We start from the raw sequence: 18,421 nt of genomic DNA on the forward strand, positions 1-18,421 counted from the left end.
CTGGCGGGTGTAGCTCAGTTGGATAGAGCACAGGCCTTCTAAGCCTGGGGCCGGGGGTTCGAACCCCTCCACCCGCGCCAATCTTGCTCCCATTTCCTGCACGTTTTCCTACTCCTAGGCATTACCCTGAGCCGATGCATTTAGTAAGTATGGTGTAAGTGTCGGGCTCTAATGTTCACCGCATAGACGTCGGCAGGCGTCTTCATAGCGCCGTTTTCAGCCTTTTTTGGGCTGGGCCGGTTCAATAAGATACGCCAGCAAAACAAGGCGTTCAGAACAATGCGGAGACAAACTATGCAAGACCCTCTTGTAGGTCGGATTACGGCCAATCCTCGCTATCAGAATCTGGTCAAGACCCGGTTGCGGCTGGGCTGGATGCTCACCATCGTCATGCTGGTGGCTTACTACAGTTACATCGGCATTATTGCTTTCGACAAGGAATTGTTTGCAGAGCGCTTGGGTGATGGCGTCATGACCTTGGGTATTCCTATTGGTTTTGGAGTCATTGTGTTGGCCGTCGTGATTACAGGCATTTATGTCTGGCGCGCCAATACCAAGTTTGACCAGATGGCCAAGGAAGTCCTTGAGGAGGTGCGTAAATGAAGCATTCCTATCTTCGTTCCGGCCTGGCTCTGGGCCTGATGCTGGCCAGCCCCGCCTTGCTGGCGGCTGGCGGCGACCTGGGCGAGCTGCAAAAGCAGCCGACCAACTGGACTGCGATTGGCATGTTCGCGGTCTTTGTGCTGGCGACCTTGTGGATTACCAAATGGGCGGCTGCCCGCACCAAGTCGGTCTCTGACTTCTACACGGCAGGTGGCGGTATTACGGGCTTTCAAAACGGCCTGGCCATTGCCGGTGACTATATGTCTGCGGCTTCCTTTTTGGGTATTTCGGCTGCGGTGATGATCAACGGCTACGATGGCCTGATCTATTCCATCGGCTTTTTGGTCGGCTGGCCCATCATTACGTTCCTGCTGGCAGAAAAGCTGCGTAACCTGGGCAAGTTCACCTTTGCCGACGTGGCGGCTTACCGCTTCCGCCAAGGTCCGATTCGCGCCTTTGCGGCTTCGGGTACGCTGGTTGTGGTTCTGTTCTACCTGATCGCACAGATGGTCGGTGCCGGCCAGTTGATCAAGCTGCTGTTTGGTCTGGAGTACTGGGTTGCCGTGGTGCTGGTGGGCGTGTTGATGATGGTCTACGTGCTGTTTGGCGGTATGACAGCCACGACCTGGGTGCAGATCATCAAGGCTGGTTTGCTGCTGTTCGGTGCTTCTTTCATGGCCATCATGGTATTGGCACAGTACGGTTTTTCCCCTGAAAAACTGTTTGCCGCTGCCGTGCAGGTCAAGACCGATGCCGCTATTGCTGCCGGTAAAGATGCGGTTCAGGCTTCCTCGATCGGTCAGGCCATCATGGGCCCCGGCAACTTCATCAAGGACCCGATCAGCGCGATTTCCTTCGGTATGGCTCTGATGTTCGGTACGGCTGGTCTGCCACACATCCTGATGCGCTTCTTCACGGTGCCTGATGCAAAAGAAGCACGTAAATCCGTGTTCTGGGCGACCACCTGGATTGGTTACTTCTACATCCTGACCTTCATCATTGGTTTTGGCGCTATCGTGCTGGTGTCCACCAATCCCCGCTTCCTGGAAATTGGCGGCGACCTGATTGGCGGTTCCAATATGGCGGCTGTGCACCTGGCTGATGCTGTGGGTGGCGACGTGTTCCTGGGCTTCATGTCGGCAGTGGCGTTTGCCACGATTCTGGCTGTGGTGGCCGGTTTGACACTGTCCGGTACGTCGGCCGTGTCGCATGACCTGTACTCCACGCTGATCAAGAAAGGCGAGGCCACAAACGAAGAAGTGATGCGTGTATCGCGCACCACCACCTTGATTCTGGGTGTGGTTGCCGTGTTGCTGGGCATTATCTTCGAGAAGCAGAACATCGCTTTCATGGTGTCCCTGGCCTTCGCGATTGCCGCTTCGGCCAACTTCCCGGTCCTGTTCCTGTCCATTCTTTGGAAAGGTTGCACGACGCGTGGTGCCACGATTGGCGGTTTCCTGGGTCTGATCGTTGCTTTGCTGCTGACCTTGCTCTCCCCATCGGTGTGGGAAGCGACGCTGGGTAATCCTGCTGGTTCGGCTCCGTTCCCTTATGCATCGGCTGCCTTGTTCTCCATGCCTTTGGCTTTTATTGCGATCTGGTTCTTCTCGATCACCGATAAAAGCCCACGTGCCGAGATCGACCGTGCTGGTTTCGAGGCTCAGTCGGTACGTTCTGAAACGGGTGTGGGTGCAGAAGCTGCCTCTGCGCACTAATCTGCTCTGACAGGCCGGGCTTTGGCGCCCGTGCCTGATCCTGACAGCGAACAAAAAACCCCGGTGTGATTCGAATCACACCGGGGTTTTTATTTGTCCCTTCGTCAGTCCCTTCGTCAGTCCCTTCGTCAGTCCCTTCGTCAGTCCCTTCGTCAGTCCCTTCGTCAGTCCCTTCGTCAGGTTGCAAGTTCAGGAATCAGGCTCAGGCTTGGCTCTCGGAGGGAACGGGCAGGCCGTCAAAACGCTCGTAGAAGTAAGCGGCGGCTTCTGGCGCCTGTTCATCTTCGGCACGCAGGGTGGACAGGATATAGCGCTCGGCCTTGCCGCAGACCTGACGGTACACATCCCGGCACAGCTCATAGGCCTGTTTTCCTGCCCAGCCTGCGGGCAGCAGTTCAATGGGCAGTTGCGGGTCATGCAGCTGAATCCGGCGGAACTCGTGAATCAGCAGGGTGCGAATCACGAAGGCCAGCTCGTCGTTGTAGTCGTGGCCTGCATCCAGCATGGCCAGGGCAGGGGCAAAGCGCTGGATGAACTGTCCGTAGCCGCTGGCCACCTGGGCCAGATCCCAGCTGTCCTGAATCAGTTGAGACAGGGGGCGGGTCTGAGGCAGCTGAGACGGCTCCAGCTTGCCCACATATACCTGCGACTGCGCCTGTGTCGCCTGCAGGATGTAATCCAGAATCGTGTGATCCGGGTTCGGGTGCAGGAAGGCGGTGGGTGACAAGGCGCAAAAGCCTTCCCACAGCAGTTCCTTGCGCAGGTCGGCCCGTTGCTTGGAGTTCATCATCAGGCTGGGCATGCTGAAGATCAGCGTCCATTGACCATCCCAGGCCAGGTAGGTAGGCGTGTAGATGCGTTGATACGCGTGCTCGAAGCGCTGGCTGGCTTCGGGGCGCAAGGTGTACTGGCTGCGTCGCCCCTCGCGTTGCGCGCTTAGCCAGCCCTCCTCGGCCAGCCTGTAGACGCTGGTGCGCACCAGCCGGTCGCTGATCCCGAAGGGGGCCAGCAACTGAATCAAACTACCCAGCCAGAGTTTGCCGCCATGCGGGCGAATCACGTCGCCAAACAAGGTCATGACCAGGGACTTGGCACGGGGAGGGCGGTTTTCGAGATGGTGGGCGGCCCATTGGGCCAGGTCGGAATAAGGAAGCTCGGACATTGTTTTTTTAAAGGCGCTCAAGGCTGTATGGGAACGGCACGCCTGTCTGTGTAGACCGTTTAAGCGCTTGATTATAAAGGGTGGGTGCGCAAGCGGATTGAAAGATTGTGCAAGCCAAGGGCTTTCTTGAAGCTTGCAGCAGTTTTATGGGCGCACACACTACAGATAGGGGCTGGCCAGCCAGATCAGGCGGTTGCGCAAGCGCTTGCCAAAGCCAATGGAACTTAAGGATTCCAGGCTGACGGCTTCGGCCTCTTCAATTTCCAGATCAATCAGGTTCTGAATTTGGCGGGCCGTGTCGCGACTGTAGATTTCCACATCCAGCTCGAAGTTCAGACGCAAGCTGCGCGGGTCCAGATTGGACGAGCCAATATAAGACCAGACGCCGTCAATCGTCATGAGCTTGGAGTGGTTAAAGGGGCCGCGAGCGCGCCAGACACGGCAACCCGCGCGCAGCACCTGATCCAGCTGGGCTGTCATGGCGTAATTGACCAGGCGCAGATTGTTTTGTCCAGGAATCACGATATCGACCTGAATGCCGCGACGGGCGGCGGTATTCAAGGCTCCCAGCAAGATCTGGTCAGGCAGAAAGTAGGGCGATTGAATACGGATATGGCGCTGGGCAATGGCAAATGCACCTTGCAGCATGTGATGCGTGCTGGCCATGAAACGATCCGGGCCGGAGGCGATGCATCGGGCAGGAACGTGGGGTCTGGGTGCTGGCGAGGGGCTGGCATGCCAATAGATCGGGGACAAGTCCTCGCGGGTGGTGAATTGCCAGTCATGGCGGAAAGAGGCCAGCAATTGCATGACAGCCGGGCCTTCCAGGCGAAAGTGCGTGTCCTGGGACGGTTTGCCATCGCTGTACTCCGCCATAAAGGACTCTCGCAGATTCATGCCGCCGGTAAAGCCGATCGTGCCGTCTACAATCAGCAGCTTGCGGTGGCTGCGAAGATTGGCGTAGGGCATGCGCAAAAAACCCAGCGGATTGGTCATGAACAAAGCGCAGCGTATGCCTTCCCGGCGCAGCAATCGCACAATGGGTGTGCGCGAGTACTTCGCCCCGATGGCATCGACCAGGACACGAATCTGCACGCCACGTTGATGGGCACGAGACAGGGCGCTGACAAACTCACGTCCCAGGCGGTCGCTGTCGAAAATATAGCTTTGCAGGGCAATGGTGCTGTGGGCCTGCTCAATGGCTTCCAGCATGGCTGGGTAGGTTTGATCGCCGCCGACCAGAACGCGCACATTATTGCCATTGCGCAGCTGGCTGCGGCTGACGCGGTCACCCAGAATTTGCAAAGAGCGAAAGGGGGCGCCTACCAGGGCGCCAATGTCCGAGACGGGGGGGTGCAGATACGTGACCTGTTCATAGAACACGTCCGCACTTTGTTCCAGAAGGCTTTGCCTGCGTACGCGATTGATCCCCGCAATCAAATACAGAAACGGTCCCAGCAGGGGCGACATGATGATGACGCCCACCCAGCTGATGGCTGCACGGACATCATTTTTGGTCATGGCGGCATGAATCGCCGCCGAAGCACCCAGTATCACGCTGAGTGCCAGGGCCAGATGCGGCCAGTAATCGTGCAGCAGGGAGCGCAGGTGTATCAGATGCTCTTGCATGGGTTCAGGTGTTACGTTGCTTGTCGGGCAGGTCCGGACGTTGGTAGAGGCTGTGCATCCAGGATGGATTCGGCTCACCGCGGGCGGCAAATTGCTGCAGGCGGGAGGGGGAGCGCCATACGCCACCACCGATGCCGGGGGAGGGCTGGACGCCATACCAAAACCATTGGCCGTCTTCGTCTTGTGCAAGCCAGTCCCAATTGGCGGGTGCCTGATCCCAGCAGGGGAAACCGAGTGTCATCAGCAAACTTCCAGAAAATGGGACAGATTAGAGTATAAGAAAGCGTGGTTTTGTGCCAGTTTCTATTACAGAACGCGCGGGCTGAAAAGTAGGGTGGACGATGGGGGAGAGGCTTGTGAGCGGCAGGCCCGGCAATTTTGCGGGCTGGGGCGAAGGCTGAGGTGAGCATTGGCCTGGGTTTCACAATCGAACACAGTTTATTGTCCTGTCCGAACTTGTGCGGGGGTGTGCGAAGGCGCCAAACTTGCTACGATGAACAAACGCAAAAAAGCCCGCTACGTGGCGGGCTTTCAAGTATGTTCTTTTCCAGTTCCTGGTCTTGTCACCATTTAAGGAGATCTGCAAAACCTTGGAAGCGGTAAATTTCTGGGGTGACCGATGGGGCTCGAACCCACGACAACCGGAATCACAATCCGGGACTCTACCAACTGAGCTACGGTCACCACTGTGTACTGCTTTTTTTGCTTCTGGCCTACATCAAGGTGAGCTGCGAAGTAAAAAATGTATTCTAGCATGCTTTTTTCAAATAGTGCAACACTCGTGCAAGAATACTTCGACCCTGAGTCTTGCTCCGGTCTTGCCGGTCACGGCGTGACTCAGGTTTAATGATTTCCCCTCGTAATAGCAAGGAAGCGCGAAATGTCTCAATTATTCGTCGTTCATCCCGAAAACCCCCAACCCCGCGCATTGGCTCAAGCAGCCGAACTATTGGCTAAAGGAGGGCTGCTCGCCATTCCTACCGATTCCAGTTATGCCGTTGTCGCTCGTCTGGACGACAAGTCCGCCGCTGACAATCTGCGTCGTTTGCGTGGCTTGGATGATCGTCATCATCTGACCTTGCTGTGTCGTGATCTGGCCGAGATCAGCCACTTTGCCAAAGTGGACAATCCGCAGTATCGCTTGTTGAAAATGGCTACCCCCGGCCCGTGGACCTTTATTCTGGAAGCTACCAAGGAAGTGCCGCGCCGCGTGTCGCACCCTTCGCGCAAAACCATTGGTATTCGGGTGCCCGACCAGAAAGTGGCCCTGGCCCTGATGGAGCAAGTCGGCAGCCCCTTGATTTCCACCACTCTGATTCCTGATGGCGAAGACGAACCTTTGAACGACGCCCAGGAAATTCTGGACCGTTATGCCCACCAGTTGGCGGCGGTTGTCGATGGTGGGCCTTGCCCCTTGCAGGCCACTACCGTGATTGATCTGACCGGTCCCACACCGGAAGTGCAGCGTCGTGGCTCGGGTGATCCTGCCACGCTGGGCCTGTCCTGATCCCCCGGACTTGCACAAAACTCGCGTCCAGGTGCCTATCCGTGTTTCAATTCTGAACCTTGGGGCAGCACTCGCTGTCCCAATCAGACAGGCTGATTGCAGGCGGCTTATCGTCCTGACAGAGTAGGGGGACAGGTCCCCGGCCTGGACCAAGGATCACCATGGACTCTTTTATACAGACCTTGACGGTCTATGCTTTGCCAGTCATTTTCGGTATTACGCTGCATGAAGCCGCCCACGGCTACGTCGCCCGCATGTTTGGCGACCCGACGGCCATGCTGGCCGGTCGCATCAGCCTGAATCCACTGCGTCATATCGACCCTATTGGCACGATTGTGGTGCCGGCGGTTCTGTTGCTGTCCAGCGCCATGATGGGCATGGGCGGCATTCTGTTTGGCTGGGCCAAGCCCGTCCCTGTGGATTGGGGCCGCTTGCGCAACCCCAAGCGCGACATGCTCTGGGTGGCCTTGGCAGGACCGGCCTCCAATATGGTGATGGCTATTTTGTGGGTTCTGTATGCCCATTTGATGGTCAAGATCGGGCAGGGCGATAGCCGCTTCTGGATGGGAATGGCAGTGGCAGGTGTACAGGTCAACCTGGTTCTGATGGCGCTGAATCTGCTGCCTTTGCCGCCTTTGGACGGTGGACGCATTGTATTTAGTCTATTGCCTAATCGTTTGGCCTATCATTATTCTCGTATCGAGCCTTATGGCATGGTCATTCTGATCCTGCTGATGTTCACCGGCGTGCTGTGGACCCTGATGAGTCCTCTGATTGCGCTGGGCGAAGGCATATTGAAATGGTTCTTATGATTTAACGGCTTATCCGTTAAACTTGTGAGTCATATTTTTTTTCGGCTATAGGGCCTTAAACCCGGAGATTCATCTCATCATGGCAAGTTCGGACTCTGCTATTTCCAATTTTCAGGGCAGCATGGTTGCCCTTGTTACACCCATGGATCCCAATGGGGGTCTGGATTTTGCCGCTTACCGAAAGCTGATCGACTGGCACATTCAGGAAGGAACGCGTGTGCTGGTGGTCGTTGGAACCTCGGGCGAATCGCCCACGGTGTCGGTGGATGAACACGCTGAACTGATCAAGGTAGCCGTTGAGCACGCGGCTGGCCGTGTGCCCGTGATTGCCGGTGTGGGTGGCAACTCCACTCGCGAGGCCATCGAACTGTCGCGTCACGCCCAGGAAGTGGGTGCAGACGCCGGTTTGTCGGTGGTGCCTTACTACAACCGTCCTACTCAGGAAGGCATGTACCAGCATTTTCGCGCCATTGCGGAAGCGGTGGATCTGCCTCAGTTCCTGTACAACGTGCCTGGTCGCACGGTAGCTGATCTGCAGAACGACACCGTGCTGCGTCTGGCTCAAATCCCCAACATCATCGGTATCAAGGATGCAACGGGCGACTTGGCTCGTGGTGGCCTGCTGCTGCGTGATGCACCGGAAGACTTCATTGTGGTCAGTGGTGATGATCCTACCGCTGCTTCGTATATCTTGCTGGGCGCCAAAGGCAATATCTCCGTGACGGCCAACGTGGCCCCACGCCTGATGAGCCAGTTGTGTCAGGCCGCTCTGGATATGGACGTACCTACCGTACGTCGTTTGAATGCCTATCTGGCAGGTCTGAACAAGAACCTGTTTGTTGAGGCTAACCCCATCCCCGTGAAATGGGCAGTTGCAGAAATGGGCCTTACTCAGCTGGGATATCGTTTACCATTGACGCCGTTAAATGCACAGCATCACGAGTTGCTGCGTCAATCTTTGAAACTTGCGGATCTTCTTCCATGATTGCAAAGCCAGTTAATAAAAGCCTGATCGGGCTGTCTTTGAGCCTGTTGGTGCTGTCGGGCTGCTCGACAATGGACCAGATTATGGGCCAGGGCGAGTCGGTGAATTACAAGAGTACGGTTGCAGGCGATCCCTTGAGCATTCCGCCGGATCTGACCCAGGCCAACCGCGACGCGCATTACCGTGCGCCAGAAGGTGCCACGTCCTACTCGGTCTACTCGCAAGGTCAAAATGCGCAGCAGGTCAAAGGCGGGGCGGACGATATCTTGCCTCAGTCCGATGCCATCAAAGTGATGCGTGACGGCGATTTGCGCTGGTTGGTCGTAGACCGCCCCGTGGAAGACCTGTTCCCCCGCATTATCGAGTTCTGGGGTGATCACGGGTTTACCATCCAGTCGCAGGATCCTCGCGCGGGTTTGATCCAGACCGACTGGGCTGAAAACCGTGCCAAGATTCCGGAAAGCTGGATACGCAGCGCCCTGGGTTCCATCATTGACCAGGTCTTTGACAGCGGCGAACGTGACCGCTTCCGTACCCGCTTTGAGCGCGTCGGCGACAAGACCGAAATCTATGTGTCCCACCAGCACATGGAAGAAACACCGACGGCAGACGGAGCCGCCTTTAAATGGGTGTTCGCCAAAGAAGATCCAGGTCTGAACGCAGCCATGCTGGCTCGCATGATGGTCTTCCTGGGCTCGGATATTGAAACAGCACGTGAACAAGTGGCCAATGCCACCAAAGATCCTGCTGGCGTTCAAGTCCAGGCTTCGGACAAGGGCGATCAGGCCGAGTTGATGCTGAACGAGTCCTTTGACCGTGCATGGCGTCGTGTTGGCGTAGCCATCGACTCCGCCGGTTTCTCAGTTGAAGATCGTGACCGTTCTGCTGGTGAGTTCTTCATCCGCTATCTGGATTCGGATACTGGCGAGAAGATCGAACAGCAAAACATCATTGGCCGCATCTTCGGCAGCCGTAACACCGCCGAAGCCACACCATTCCGCATCAAGCTGAGCGCCCAAGGTGCTGGCACGCGCGTCACGGTGCTGGATCAGCAGGGTCAGGAACAGACCACGGCGACAGCCAAGCGCATCATCAATGTGCTGTCTACCAATCTGCGCCCCGGCAACTGATTGTTTTGAGTCGGCCTGCGGGCCTTCTGGAAAAAGCCCTGGTTTCATGCCAGGGCTTTTTTTTATGCCTTTGCCCCGTACTGCGTGACCTTGCGCTTTTTCTCTTATCGAAGAAGAGCTAACAGGGGCAAGGAATACTATGAGGTCAAGGTGATTAGCGCTTGTTTTCCCTTTACAGAAGAAGAGGCACTTGACGGCTTTTTCCTGAAAGGACGCAGTACTTTTTTCAGGCTACGCCGGGCTTTGTTGGTAGTGTCCGTATTGCTGTTGTCCCTGAAAGTGGCGCAAGGCCTTTTTCTGGCAGGGGCTTGAGAGAGAGCACCTTTTATTCTGTGAGCAGAGTTAATCTTTATCGAACAGGGCTGGACTTTCTCCAAAACAGTAAAGATAATAGGAACCATTATCATTTGATGTGTTTTAGGGAGTGGCCCATGCTGAAATCGTTTTACCGTAACGGTTTAAGTTTTTGCCTGCGTATGCTGCGTGGCACACAAGCCTCTGCTCACGCTCCTTCAGAACCGGGGGCTCGTATGCTGGCCATGATCGAGGCCTTGCCCCGCCGTCGTCGCGACGCCTTTGTGCTGCATCGCTTTGAGGGCCTGAATTACAAAGAAATTGCGACTCGCATGGGCACTAGCCCCCGAGTTGTCGAGCACTATATCCGCATGGCCATGCTGGCGTGCCGTCATAATCCAGCACAGCTCAATCGGGTGGACGGGGCTGTGCCGCGTCCGGCTGGTTCGTATGTCTAAGGACGAGCACATGCAGCACATTGATGAGCAGGCCTTGAGCTGGCTGCTCAAACAGCACGATCCCAAACATCAGAACGATGCCCGCAGCCAGTCTGCATTTCGGGCCTGGCTGTCCATTGATCCCGAGCACCAGGCTGCGTTCTTGCGCTGGAAGCTGGAGTGGGAAGCCATGGACGGAATCAGCGAGGAGCATCTGAGCCGTTTGCGTGCAAACTCCCGGCAAGCCGCAGACGCGACAGGGCAGGGAACATGGCGTCAGCGTTTGTTAAATAGCTGCGTGGACGCCTGGTCTGCCAACCCTGCCTTGCGCTTTGCCCTGGGCGGCGCGGTGTGTCTGCTGCTGGGCGTGGCGTTTCTCGGTAGTGTAGGCAGCTACTTTCTTTAAGCCGGGTACAAAGCGTTTAGTCTTTCTCTTTCCAGGGTGAGCGCAGATAGTGCGCAGCCTGCTGGATACGATCATCCAATGTTGTGGCATTTAGTCTTGGAATGACACCCAGGCAAGGGCCGGGCAGATAGTCATGCAGCGTTTGCAGATTTTCCTGGGCATAAGTCATCTCCGGCGCTATGTGGTTGGCGACCCAGCCCAGCAAGGGCAAACCACTGGCGCGTATGGCTTGAACCGTCAGCAAAGCATGATTCAATGCACCCAGACGTAAGCCGACGACCAGCACCACGGGCAACTGCAAAGCCTGCGCTAAATCTGCGCCTGTCCGTCCTTGACCCAGAGGCAGCATGAAGCCTCCCACTCCTTCAACGATTGCATAGTCGGCTTGTTCTGCCGCTGCTTGAACTGACTTTTGGATCAGGGCCGGGTCTAATTCGATTCCTGCTTGCTCAGCCAGAATGTGGGGTGCCGCAGCGGGCTTAAACAAGTACGGTGTCAGTGTTTCCGGATCAGGTTTCAGTCTGGAGTGCCGGGCCAGCGCGTCCACATCTTCGTTATGCAGACGGCCCTCTATTTCTTCGGCTCCCGACGCAATAGGCTTGATCCCCAGCGTGCGAGCGCCGCTTTGGCTTAGCAAATGAAGCAAGGCTGAGCTGACCAGCGTTTTGCCAATTTCCGTATCAGTGCCCGTCACAAAGCAGGCCCTCATGCGTATTCCTTCAGCAGACGACCCAGGCCATGCAGGAAATGCTCCACCTCTTTCGTACCCCATAGATAGCCGGGCATCAGGTACACCGTATTGCCGATAGGGCGCAGCATCAGCCCCTGTTGCAGGGCAGAGCGGTAAAAGCGTCGAGCAAAGCCCTGGTGGTCGTAGCGAGCCGGGCCTGTATCCAGCTCGAAGGCCCAGATCACCCCGCAGCGGCGCAGATGCTGCATCTTGGGATAGTGTTGCCTCAGTTTGTGCAAACCCTCGTCTAGCGCTTGTCCCAGCGTTTTTTGCAGCTCATAGACGGGGTATTGCTGGAACAAGTCCAGAGTAGCCAGCGCTGCGCGGCAGGCCAGGGGATTGCCGGTATAAGAATGGGAATGCAGAAAACCCCGGCGCAAGTCCTGATCATAAAACCCTTGATAAATCGTGGGGCCGGAGAGCACCACGGACAAGGGCAGCGTGCCGCCGGTAATTCCCTTGGACAGGCACAGCAGATCAGGCCAGATACCCGCCTGCTCGCAGGCGAAGAAGGTGCCGGTACGCCCGCAACCCACGGCAATCTCGTCCAGAATCAAATGCACCTGATGGCGGTCGCACAGCTCGCGCGCACCGCGCAGATAATCGGGGGAGTGCATGTGCATGCCTGCCGCACATTGCACCAGCGGCTCCAGAATCACGGCGGCAATGTCCTGATGGCTCTCCAGAATCTGTTCCAGCGATTGCAGTGCGTTTGCGGTGACCTGGCTGTATTCGTCTGGGCTATGGGCCTGGCGCAGATCGGGACTGGCTGCGGTGTATTGCTGGCCCAGTTGCGAGCCGTAGCTTTCCCGGAACAAAGGCACATCGGTTACGGCCAGAGCACCCAGCGTTTCGCCGTGGTATCCCTGCGCGATGCCTACAAAACGGTGCTTGTGTTCCTGGCCCTGGTTGCGCCAGTAGTGCACGCTCAGTTTCAGCGCAATTTCCACGGCAGAAGCGCCGTCGCTGGCATAAAAAGCATGGCCTAAACGATGGCTGCTCAAGGCCGCCAATCGTTCGGAAAGCTGCACAACTGGCTCATGGGTCAGGCCGCAGAGCATGATGTGATCCAGTTGCTGAACCTGATCGCTAATTGCCTGCACCAGATGCGGATGGCTATGTCCAAACAGATTCACCCACCAGGAGCTGATGGCATCCAGATAGGCGTTGCCGTCGGCATCATACAGCCAGGCGCCCTGGGCGCGTTTGATCGCTAACAGCGGCACGCCTTGATCGTGATGCTGCATTTGAGTGCAGGGATGCCAGACCGCTTGCAAGCTGCGTTGGGCCAAAGGGGGAAAGGAGTTTGAGTTCATGGCAAATCACCGTAAAGAGTGGGCGGCTTCATGTAGTGCCTGGACCAGTTTTTCAATATCCTGATGCCGATGGGCGGCAGACAGGGAAATGCGTAATCGGGCTTGGTGGCGGGGAACAGTAGGCGGGCGTATGGCCGGCGCCCAAATCCCTTTTTGCAGGAGAATGTCGGACAGTTGCAAGGCAGGGTCCACCTCGCCCATCAGCAGGCTTTGCACCGGCGTGTCGGACGGCGCCAGACGCCAGGGCAGATCCTGGCTGAAGGTTTGCAGCGCTTGGATGTGTTTTTTCAGCAAGGCTCGCTGAGGTTGGGCTTGTTTGATCAGCTGCAGACAGGCCAGCAAGGAAGCGCAATGCGCTGGAGCCAGCCCAGTGCTGTACACATAGCTGCGGGCGGATTGAGTGAACCAGTCTGCCAGACTGTGGGAGCAGGCAATAAAAGCCCCGCCTTGCCCGGCTGCCTTGCCAAAAGTCCCCAGATAAACCAGGCGCTGACGTTGCGTGGTATTGAGCAGGAAATGCTCTGGCGCTCCTCGCCCGTTTTCGCCCAAAACCCCCAGGCCATGTGCATCGTCCAGATACAACAAGGCATCGTGGCGTTCGCATAAGGTGATCAGCTCATCGACCGGGGCAACTGTCCCGTCCATACTGAACAGGCTGTCCGAGATTACCAGCTTGAATCCCGTCGTTGGCCTGCCGACCAAATCATCCAGGCGCGCCATGTCTCTATGGGGATACACACGTAAACGGGCGCCGGATAGACGGCTGGCATCAATCAGGCTGGCGTGGTTCAGCCTGTCACAGAAGATCGTGTCGCCAGTGCCGACCAGCGCGGGAATGACACCCAAGCTGGCTTGGTAACCACTGACAAAAAGACGGCTGGCCTCAAAGCCACTCCAGTCAGCCAGCTCCTGCTCCAGTTGATGAGCCAGCGCATGATGCCCGCAAATCAGCGGGGAGGCCGTGGCTCCGGCTACATCTTGTGCTGCCAGTAGTTTGAGTTGTGGATGCTGACTAAGGCCCAGATAGTCATTGCCGGCGAAGTTCAGCAAGACCTGACCATTGCGTTCGATATGCGCGTCCGGCAAGGGGCGGCTGATTGCTCTTTTCCTCCACAGCTTCCGGGCCTTCAAAGCCCCCAGTTGCTGATCCAGATGAGCGAGAAAAGCACTCATGACTGCGTAGCCCGGTATTGAACCGGCAAGCGGTTCCAGCCCCGATAGGCGGGGAGCTGAATACGCTCACCTTGAGCCAATTGCAGGCGAGGTAGCAAAGGCAGGAACTGCTCAAGCACCAGTTTTGCCTCCAACTGAACCAAACCGGCACCCAGACAATGGTGAATCCCGTGGCCCATGGACAGCTCAGCCTGATTGTCACGGCTGAAGTCCAGTTCATCGGGATTGGCAAAAACCTCTGGATCCCGGTTGGCAGCGCCCAATAGCAAGAGCAGCAACTGCCCTTTACGCAAATGCTGACCGTGCCAGTGCTGGTCCTGCATCAAACGTCTGGCTGTGTATTGAATCGGGCTGTCGTGGCGCAGCACCTCTTTGATCGCAGCAGGAATCTTCTGCGGATTCGATAGCAAGTGCTGCAGCTTTACGGAGTCGCCAAGCAGAGTCTGAAACAGGGAGCTGAGCAGATGCCGGGAGGTTTCATAGCCTGCAAAGAGCAACATACAGGACTGCGCCAAACGCTCGCGCCTGCCTTGAAGAGAGAGTTGCTCGTCATGCAAAAGCCGCCAGGCCAGCCCACCTTCTTGCAGATTGACGCTGTTCCCCAGAAAGTCAGCCATATCCAGCAAGGCGTCCTGTGTGTCCATCAACAAGGGCAGATCCGGCGTCGCCTGCCCGATAAAGCGTGCCAGTTGCTCTGACCAGGCCTGAAAAACAGACAAAGGTAGTTGCTGCAAACCAATTACATCCATCATGACCAAGGCGGGGAGCGGGCGACAGACCTCATCAACCAGATCTGCAGGACCATGCCGCAGCTTGTCTTCCAAACCAAGATGGATTTGCGTAACGCGCTTTTCAATCGTGCCGTGCAGGGATTCCAAAGCCTTCGCACTAAACGCCGCATTGACCACCCGCCTGACGCGTGTGTGACGGGGGCGATCCAGAAAAACCAGTGTTCTGGCCATCAAGCCCTTGAAGGCTTGCAGACGTGGGGAGGGAGCAGCGCCCGCCTGAGCCACCCACCCGCCTACACGCCGCACACTTAAATCAGGATTACGCAGGGCGGCTTGTACATCGCTATGTCTATGAACCAGCCAAGCCCCACCGCAGAAATCCGCATCCCACACCAAAGGCGGCCCCTGCCGAAGGCGGGCATAAGCTGCATAGGGAGACGCAAGATTGAATTCGCCAAACATGACACCGTTTCCTGAAGAGCAAAGCCAGCGCAGGCTAGCATTTGAGCCGGAAAGAGGCAGTCAGGAGATTGTGTCTATTAATTCTTTCTGGGTGTTTTGGCCGAATTAGAGGACTATTTACCTCTTATGGTGGATATTGATGATTTTTGTGTGACTATTTTTTACAATAAAATTAGTGAATAGAAGCGGTGTTTGGTTCGGATATCGAGATAGAGTTTTCAGTATTCAGGTTGGAAGCACAGTCCCAACCTGAATTATTTCCGTCAGTTATTGAGCGTTAGAAGCGGCTGAAAGTTCGTCATTACCCAGTTTTTCCGTTTTACGCTGCGGCAGCTTCCCATTCAGAATGAAGTACGCCAGCAGACCGATCACCAGTCCCCAGAAAGCCCCGCCAATCCCGAACAGTGTGATATTGGCCGCTGAAGCCAAAAAGGTAATCAAGGCTGCTTCCCGTGACTTGATGTCTGCCATGGCCCCCGCCAGGCTGCCGCCAATGGTGCCCAGCAGCGCCAAGCCCGCCAGTGTGGTGATAAATGTTGCGGGGAAGGCCATGAATACAGCGGCCAGCGTGACCCCAAAGACTCCCACCAGAATGTAGAACACACCGGCGGCAATCCCGGCAACCCAGCGTTTGGACGGATCCTGGTGCGCCTCCGGCCCGGTGCAGATGGCGGCGGTGATGGCGGCCACGTTCATGGCGTGGGAGCCGAATGGGGCCATGACCAGTGAACCCAGGCCGGTCACCCACACAATCGGGTTGGCGCTGGTACGGAAGCCGTCGTTACGCAGGACCAGCATACCGGGCATGTATTGGCCAGTCAGCGTGATCAAAAACAAGGGCAAGGCCACGCTTAGCAAGGCATTCAGGGTGAAGACCGGCATGGTGAACACCGGCGCGGCCAGCTCCAGTTTCAGGCCACTCAGGTCCACGCGATGCTCCAGCAGCAGGAAGCTCAGGCCCAGGATCAGAATGCCCACTACAGCGTAACGTGCGGAAAAGCGTTTGATGATCAGGTAGGCCAGAATCAGCAAGCCGGCCAGCTTCGGGTCCAGTGTCATGCTGCCAAAGGCTCCAATGCCAAATTGCAGCAGAATCCCGGCCAGCAGACCTGCGGCGATGCCGTTGGGAATCAGGCGGATCAGGCGCTCGAAGTAGGAGGACAGGCCCAGGACCACAAAGGCCGCTGCCGAAATCAGGTAGGCGCCGACGGCTTCTTCATATGGCGTGGTAGCCAGAGCCGTAACCAGAAATGCAGCGGCGGGCGTGGACCAAGCGGTGATGATGGGTTCGCGCGAGACCCAGCTCAAGAGCAGACCCGTAACACCCACACCAATGGAAATCGACCAGACCCAGGATGCTGTCAGCTCGGGGCTGAGGCCGGCGACTTTGGCGGCCTGGAAAACCAGAATAAAGGTGCCGCCGTAGTTGACGATAACCGAGATCAAACCGGCCACGATAGGCGGGATCAGGTCGCTGACTAAATAGGATGAGGACGATCGAGAGGTAGACATAGTGCTCTGCGCTTTCCAAAAGGAGAGATGACGAACGAGCACTATTTATAGCGATTAAATGGACTGACCAGATAGGACGCTTTCTGGATGTAGGGCAGACCACTTTTGGGTTGGTAGGTGCCTGACTAGATTGAGTGGGGTGGCTACGTGATTTTGAGTGTGGCCCGAGCTGGATTGAAGCTGGGCTGCAAAGCCAATAATGGTGGCTTTATGACGAGTTGCTCGTCTTGTGAATCGCGTTTTGCATGATAGTACTTTTTCTTGCTGTACGGCGTGAATAATACTGCTGCAACTGCAACTGCAACTGCAACTGCAACTGCAACTGCAACTGCAACTGCAACTGCAACTGCAACTGCAACTGCAATCAGCAATCAGCAAATACATCGGGCTTTCGATTCCTGGGGGGCTAGAAATAAAAAAGCGAGGCAGCCTGCAAGCTGCCCCGTTTTTTTTCTGAGCTCGCCAGAGCTAATGGCTCGTGCTCAGTTTTCCTTGAACTGCAACCAGCCGTCATCCAGCCAGGCATTCAGCATTTCGCGTTCATCTTCATCCAGGGCTTCAAAACTGTCACCGGGAATCAGGAGTTCACGCTGGTCAGCCAACAATTTCAGCGTTGGGCTGGCAGGGCAGGGGGCGACCTCACCGTTGATATACAGCTCATCGCCGCGGTACATCATGCGTGAGCAGCGGTCCAAAGCCAAGCGGCCTTCAGGCAGCTCGGGGTCGTGTAGATCAACTGGGTCTTCGGCAATGTCGAACCAGCTATTGCTGGGCAATTCGGTCAGCCAGACGCCCAGAAAACGTGAGGCCAGCGCTTCGTCAAAACGAATGGCGTTCAAGGCATCCAGCGACTTCTGAATCAGGTTTTCCGGCAAGGCGGCAGGCGTGGTGCTGGCCTGTGCGTCCGGGTCGGTGTAGCGTTGCTGCATGGCCTCGGGCATGGACATCGGTGGGTCGGCGTACAAGCCAAAACCTTCACCACTGGCAGCAGCCAGTTGATCCGATGCGGCATCCATCAAACCACGGGCCAGCGTTGCCTGGGTGGGCGAGCGAAAGCCGATGGAAATCGTCATGCAGTCGCCAATCGCAATCCCGTCATGTGCCACGTGCGGGGGCAGATATAGCATGTCGCCGGGTTCCAGGATGAACTCTTCTTCTACCTGGAAATCGCGCAAAATCTTCAAGGGCAGGTCAGGCACCAGGCTCAGGTCTTTTTGCTGGCTGATGCGCCAGTGACGCTTGCCGTGGGCTTGCAGCAGGAATACGTCGTAGCTGTCGAAGTGCGGGCCTACGCCACCGCCGTCAGAAGCAATGCTGATCATGGCGTCGTCCAGACGGGCATCGCCAATGAAGCGGAACTGACGCATCAGGGCTGCGGTGTTGTCGTCGTGCAGATCCACGCTTTGTGCCAGGGCGGTCCAGTTGGGCTGCGAGGCGGGCGGCAGCTCGTCAAAAGGCCCAGTTTCCATTTCCCAATCTTCGCCGTCATGGATGATCAGGCGCGACTCGACCTCTTCACGCGTTACCAGCTCGCGGATATTGTCTATGCTCAGCGAGTGCTTGAAATTAGGGATGGCGCCGCGTATCAATAAAGGTTTGCGTTGCCAGTAGGTTTGCATGAACTCATGCGCGCTGATGCCGCCCAAAAGGGTCAATGGCTGGTCGATATTCATGGACTGCCCGAACAAGAATTAAATTAGCCCGTAGCTTAACTGATCCGGCTTGTCCCGGTGTACGGCTAGCCTGCGTATCAGGCGTATCCAGCGCAAAGAATCCAGAGAAATACTCACGAAATCGAGTGATTGATTCACGATGGG

At 56.6% G+C, this 18,421-nt stretch carries 18 protein-coding genes and 2 tRNA genes; 9 read left to right on the forward strand and 11 right to left on the reverse strand.

Translation table 11 applies throughout. The annotated features are described in order from the left end of the window. Positions 1 to 3 precede the first annotated feature (3 nt). From CPY64_RS03315 to CPY64_RS03325, 3 genes are all read left to right on the forward strand, one after another. Positions 4 to 80 (forward strand) — tRNA-Arg (locus tag CPY64_RS03315). Positions 81 to 294: 214 nt separating this feature from the next. Then, positions 295 to 603 carry a DUF485 domain-containing protein gene (locus tag CPY64_RS03320; protein WP_042483839.1) on the forward strand — a complete coding sequence of 103 codons (309 nt, stop codon included), beginning with the start codon at positions 295 to 297 and terminating at the stop codon, positions 601 to 603. Next, the gene (locus CPY64_RS03325) at positions 600 to 2,318 is read left to right on the forward strand and encodes a cation acetate symporter (RefSeq protein WP_042483842.1); all 1,719 of its coding nucleotides are present in this window, start codon (positions 600 to 602) and stop codon (positions 2,316 to 2,318) included. Before CPY64_RS03320 ends, CPY64_RS03325 begins: the two co-directional genes overlap by 4 nt. Before the next feature lie 202 nt (positions 2,319 to 2,520). Here CPY64_RS03325 and paaX read toward each other — a convergent pair whose 3' ends face one another. The 4 genes from paaX to CPY64_RS03350 all read right to left on the reverse strand — a co-directional run bounded on the left by paaX (position 2,521) and on the right by CPY64_RS03350 (position 5,793). Then, positions 2,521 to 3,480 (reverse strand): phenylacetic acid degradation operon negative regulatory protein PaaX, encoded by a 960-nt coding sequence (gene paaX, locus CPY64_RS03335; protein WP_042483845.1) that lies wholly within the window; start codon positions 3,478 to 3,480, stop codon positions 2,521 to 2,523. A 159-nt stretch (positions 3,481 to 3,639) separates the two neighbouring features. Then, entirely contained in the window at positions 3,640 to 5,109 is a 1,470-nt protein-coding gene (locus tag CPY64_RS03340) for a phospholipase D-like domain-containing protein (RefSeq protein ID WP_042483848.1), read from the reverse strand. Positions 5,110 to 5,113: 4 nt separating this feature from the next. Beyond that, entirely contained in the window at positions 5,114 to 5,350 is a 237-nt protein-coding gene (locus CPY64_RS03345) for a hypothetical protein (protein ID WP_042483850.1), read from the reverse strand. 367 nt (positions 5,351 to 5,717) lie between these two features. Then, a tRNA-His gene (locus CPY64_RS03350) sits at positions 5,718 to 5,793 on the reverse strand. 196 nt (positions 5,794 to 5,989) lie between these two features. Between CPY64_RS03350 and CPY64_RS03355 the strand changes: the two genes are divergently transcribed. The 6 genes from CPY64_RS03355 (at position 5,990) to CPY64_RS03380 (ending at position 10,680) form a co-directional block, all read left to right on the forward strand. Continuing rightward, positions 5,990 to 6,616, forward strand: a complete 627-nt coding sequence (locus tag CPY64_RS03355; RefSeq protein ID WP_042483855.1) for an L-threonylcarbamoyladenylate synthase — start codon at positions 5,990 to 5,992, stop codon at positions 6,614 to 6,616. Between the two features lie 161 nt (positions 6,617 to 6,777). Next, positions 6,778 to 7,428, forward strand: a complete 651-nt coding sequence (locus tag CPY64_RS03360) for a site-2 protease family protein (protein ID WP_042483858.1) — start codon at positions 6,778 to 6,780, stop codon at positions 7,426 to 7,428. Between the two features lie 79 nt (positions 7,429 to 7,507). After that, positions 7,508 to 8,413 carry a 4-hydroxy-tetrahydrodipicolinate synthase gene (gene dapA, locus CPY64_RS03365; protein ID WP_009457899.1) on the forward strand — a complete coding sequence of 302 codons (906 nt, stop codon included), beginning with the start codon at positions 7,508 to 7,510 and terminating at the stop codon, positions 8,411 to 8,413. Further along, positions 8,410 to 9,543 (forward strand): outer membrane protein assembly factor BamC, encoded by a 1,134-nt coding sequence (bamC, locus tag CPY64_RS03370; RefSeq protein ID WP_042483861.1) that lies wholly within the window; start codon positions 8,410 to 8,412, stop codon positions 9,541 to 9,543. The genes dapA and bamC overlap by 4 nt, the downstream gene beginning before the upstream one ends. A gap of 431 nt (positions 9,544 to 9,974) precedes the next feature. Next, on the forward strand, positions 9,975 to 10,295 hold the full coding sequence (locus CPY64_RS03375; protein ID WP_042483865.1) for a sigma factor-like helix-turn-helix DNA-binding protein: 321 nt from the start codon (positions 9,975 to 9,977) through the stop codon (positions 10,293 to 10,295). 10 nt (positions 10,296 to 10,305) lie between these two features. Next, positions 10,306 to 10,680 (forward strand): FecR/PupR family sigma factor regulator, encoded by a 375-nt coding sequence (locus CPY64_RS03380; protein ID WP_042483868.1) that lies wholly within the window; start codon positions 10,306 to 10,308, stop codon positions 10,678 to 10,680. A 16-nt stretch (positions 10,681 to 10,696) separates the two neighbouring features. Here the strand turns inward: CPY64_RS03380 and bioD are convergent, their stop codons facing one another. The 7 genes from bioD to CPY64_RS03415 form a co-directional block, all read right to left on the reverse strand. Continuing rightward, positions 10,697 to 11,389, reverse strand: coding sequence for a dethiobiotin synthase (bioD, locus tag CPY64_RS03385; protein WP_042483871.1), 693 nt, complete (start codon positions 11,387 to 11,389; stop codon positions 10,697 to 10,699). Then, entirely contained in the window at positions 11,386 to 12,726 is a 1,341-nt protein-coding gene (bioA, locus tag CPY64_RS03390) for an adenosylmethionine--8-amino-7-oxononanoate transaminase (protein ID WP_042483873.1), read from the reverse strand. The genes bioD and bioA overlap by 4 nt, the downstream gene beginning before the upstream one ends. Positions 12,727 to 12,732: 6 nt before the next feature. After that, the gene (locus CPY64_RS03395; protein ID WP_042483876.1) at positions 12,733 to 13,899 is read right to left on the reverse strand and encodes an aminotransferase class I/II-fold pyridoxal phosphate-dependent enzyme; all 1,167 of its coding nucleotides are present in this window, start codon (positions 13,897 to 13,899) and stop codon (positions 12,733 to 12,735) included. Beyond that, positions 13,896 to 15,092, reverse strand: a complete 1,197-nt coding sequence (locus CPY64_RS03400; RefSeq protein ID WP_042483878.1) for a cytochrome P450 — start codon at positions 15,090 to 15,092, stop codon at positions 13,896 to 13,898. Before CPY64_RS03400 ends, CPY64_RS03395 begins: the two co-directional genes overlap by 4 nt. A gap of 267 nt (positions 15,093 to 15,359) precedes the next feature. After that, positions 15,360 to 16,604 (reverse strand): benzoate/H(+) symporter BenE family transporter, encoded by a 1,245-nt coding sequence (locus tag CPY64_RS03405; protein WP_042483881.1) that lies wholly within the window; start codon positions 16,602 to 16,604, stop codon positions 15,360 to 15,362. Between the two features lie 143 nt (positions 16,605 to 16,747). Continuing rightward, on the reverse strand, positions 16,748 to 16,975 hold the full coding sequence (locus CPY64_RS18920; RefSeq protein ID WP_109442041.1) for a hypothetical protein: 228 nt from the start codon (positions 16,973 to 16,975) through the stop codon (positions 16,748 to 16,750). Between the two features lie 111 nt (positions 16,976 to 17,086). Beyond that, on the reverse strand, positions 17,087 to 18,277 hold the full coding sequence (locus CPY64_RS03415; RefSeq protein WP_042483884.1) for a JmjC domain-containing protein: 1,191 nt from the start codon (positions 18,275 to 18,277) through the stop codon (positions 17,087 to 17,089). Positions 18,278 to 18,421: the final 144 nt, after the last annotated feature.

Source organism: Alcaligenes faecalis, assembly GCF_002443155.1.
GTDB classification, from domain to species: Bacteria; Pseudomonadota; Gammaproteobacteria; order Burkholderiales; family Burkholderiaceae_B; genus Alcaligenes; species Alcaligenes faecalis.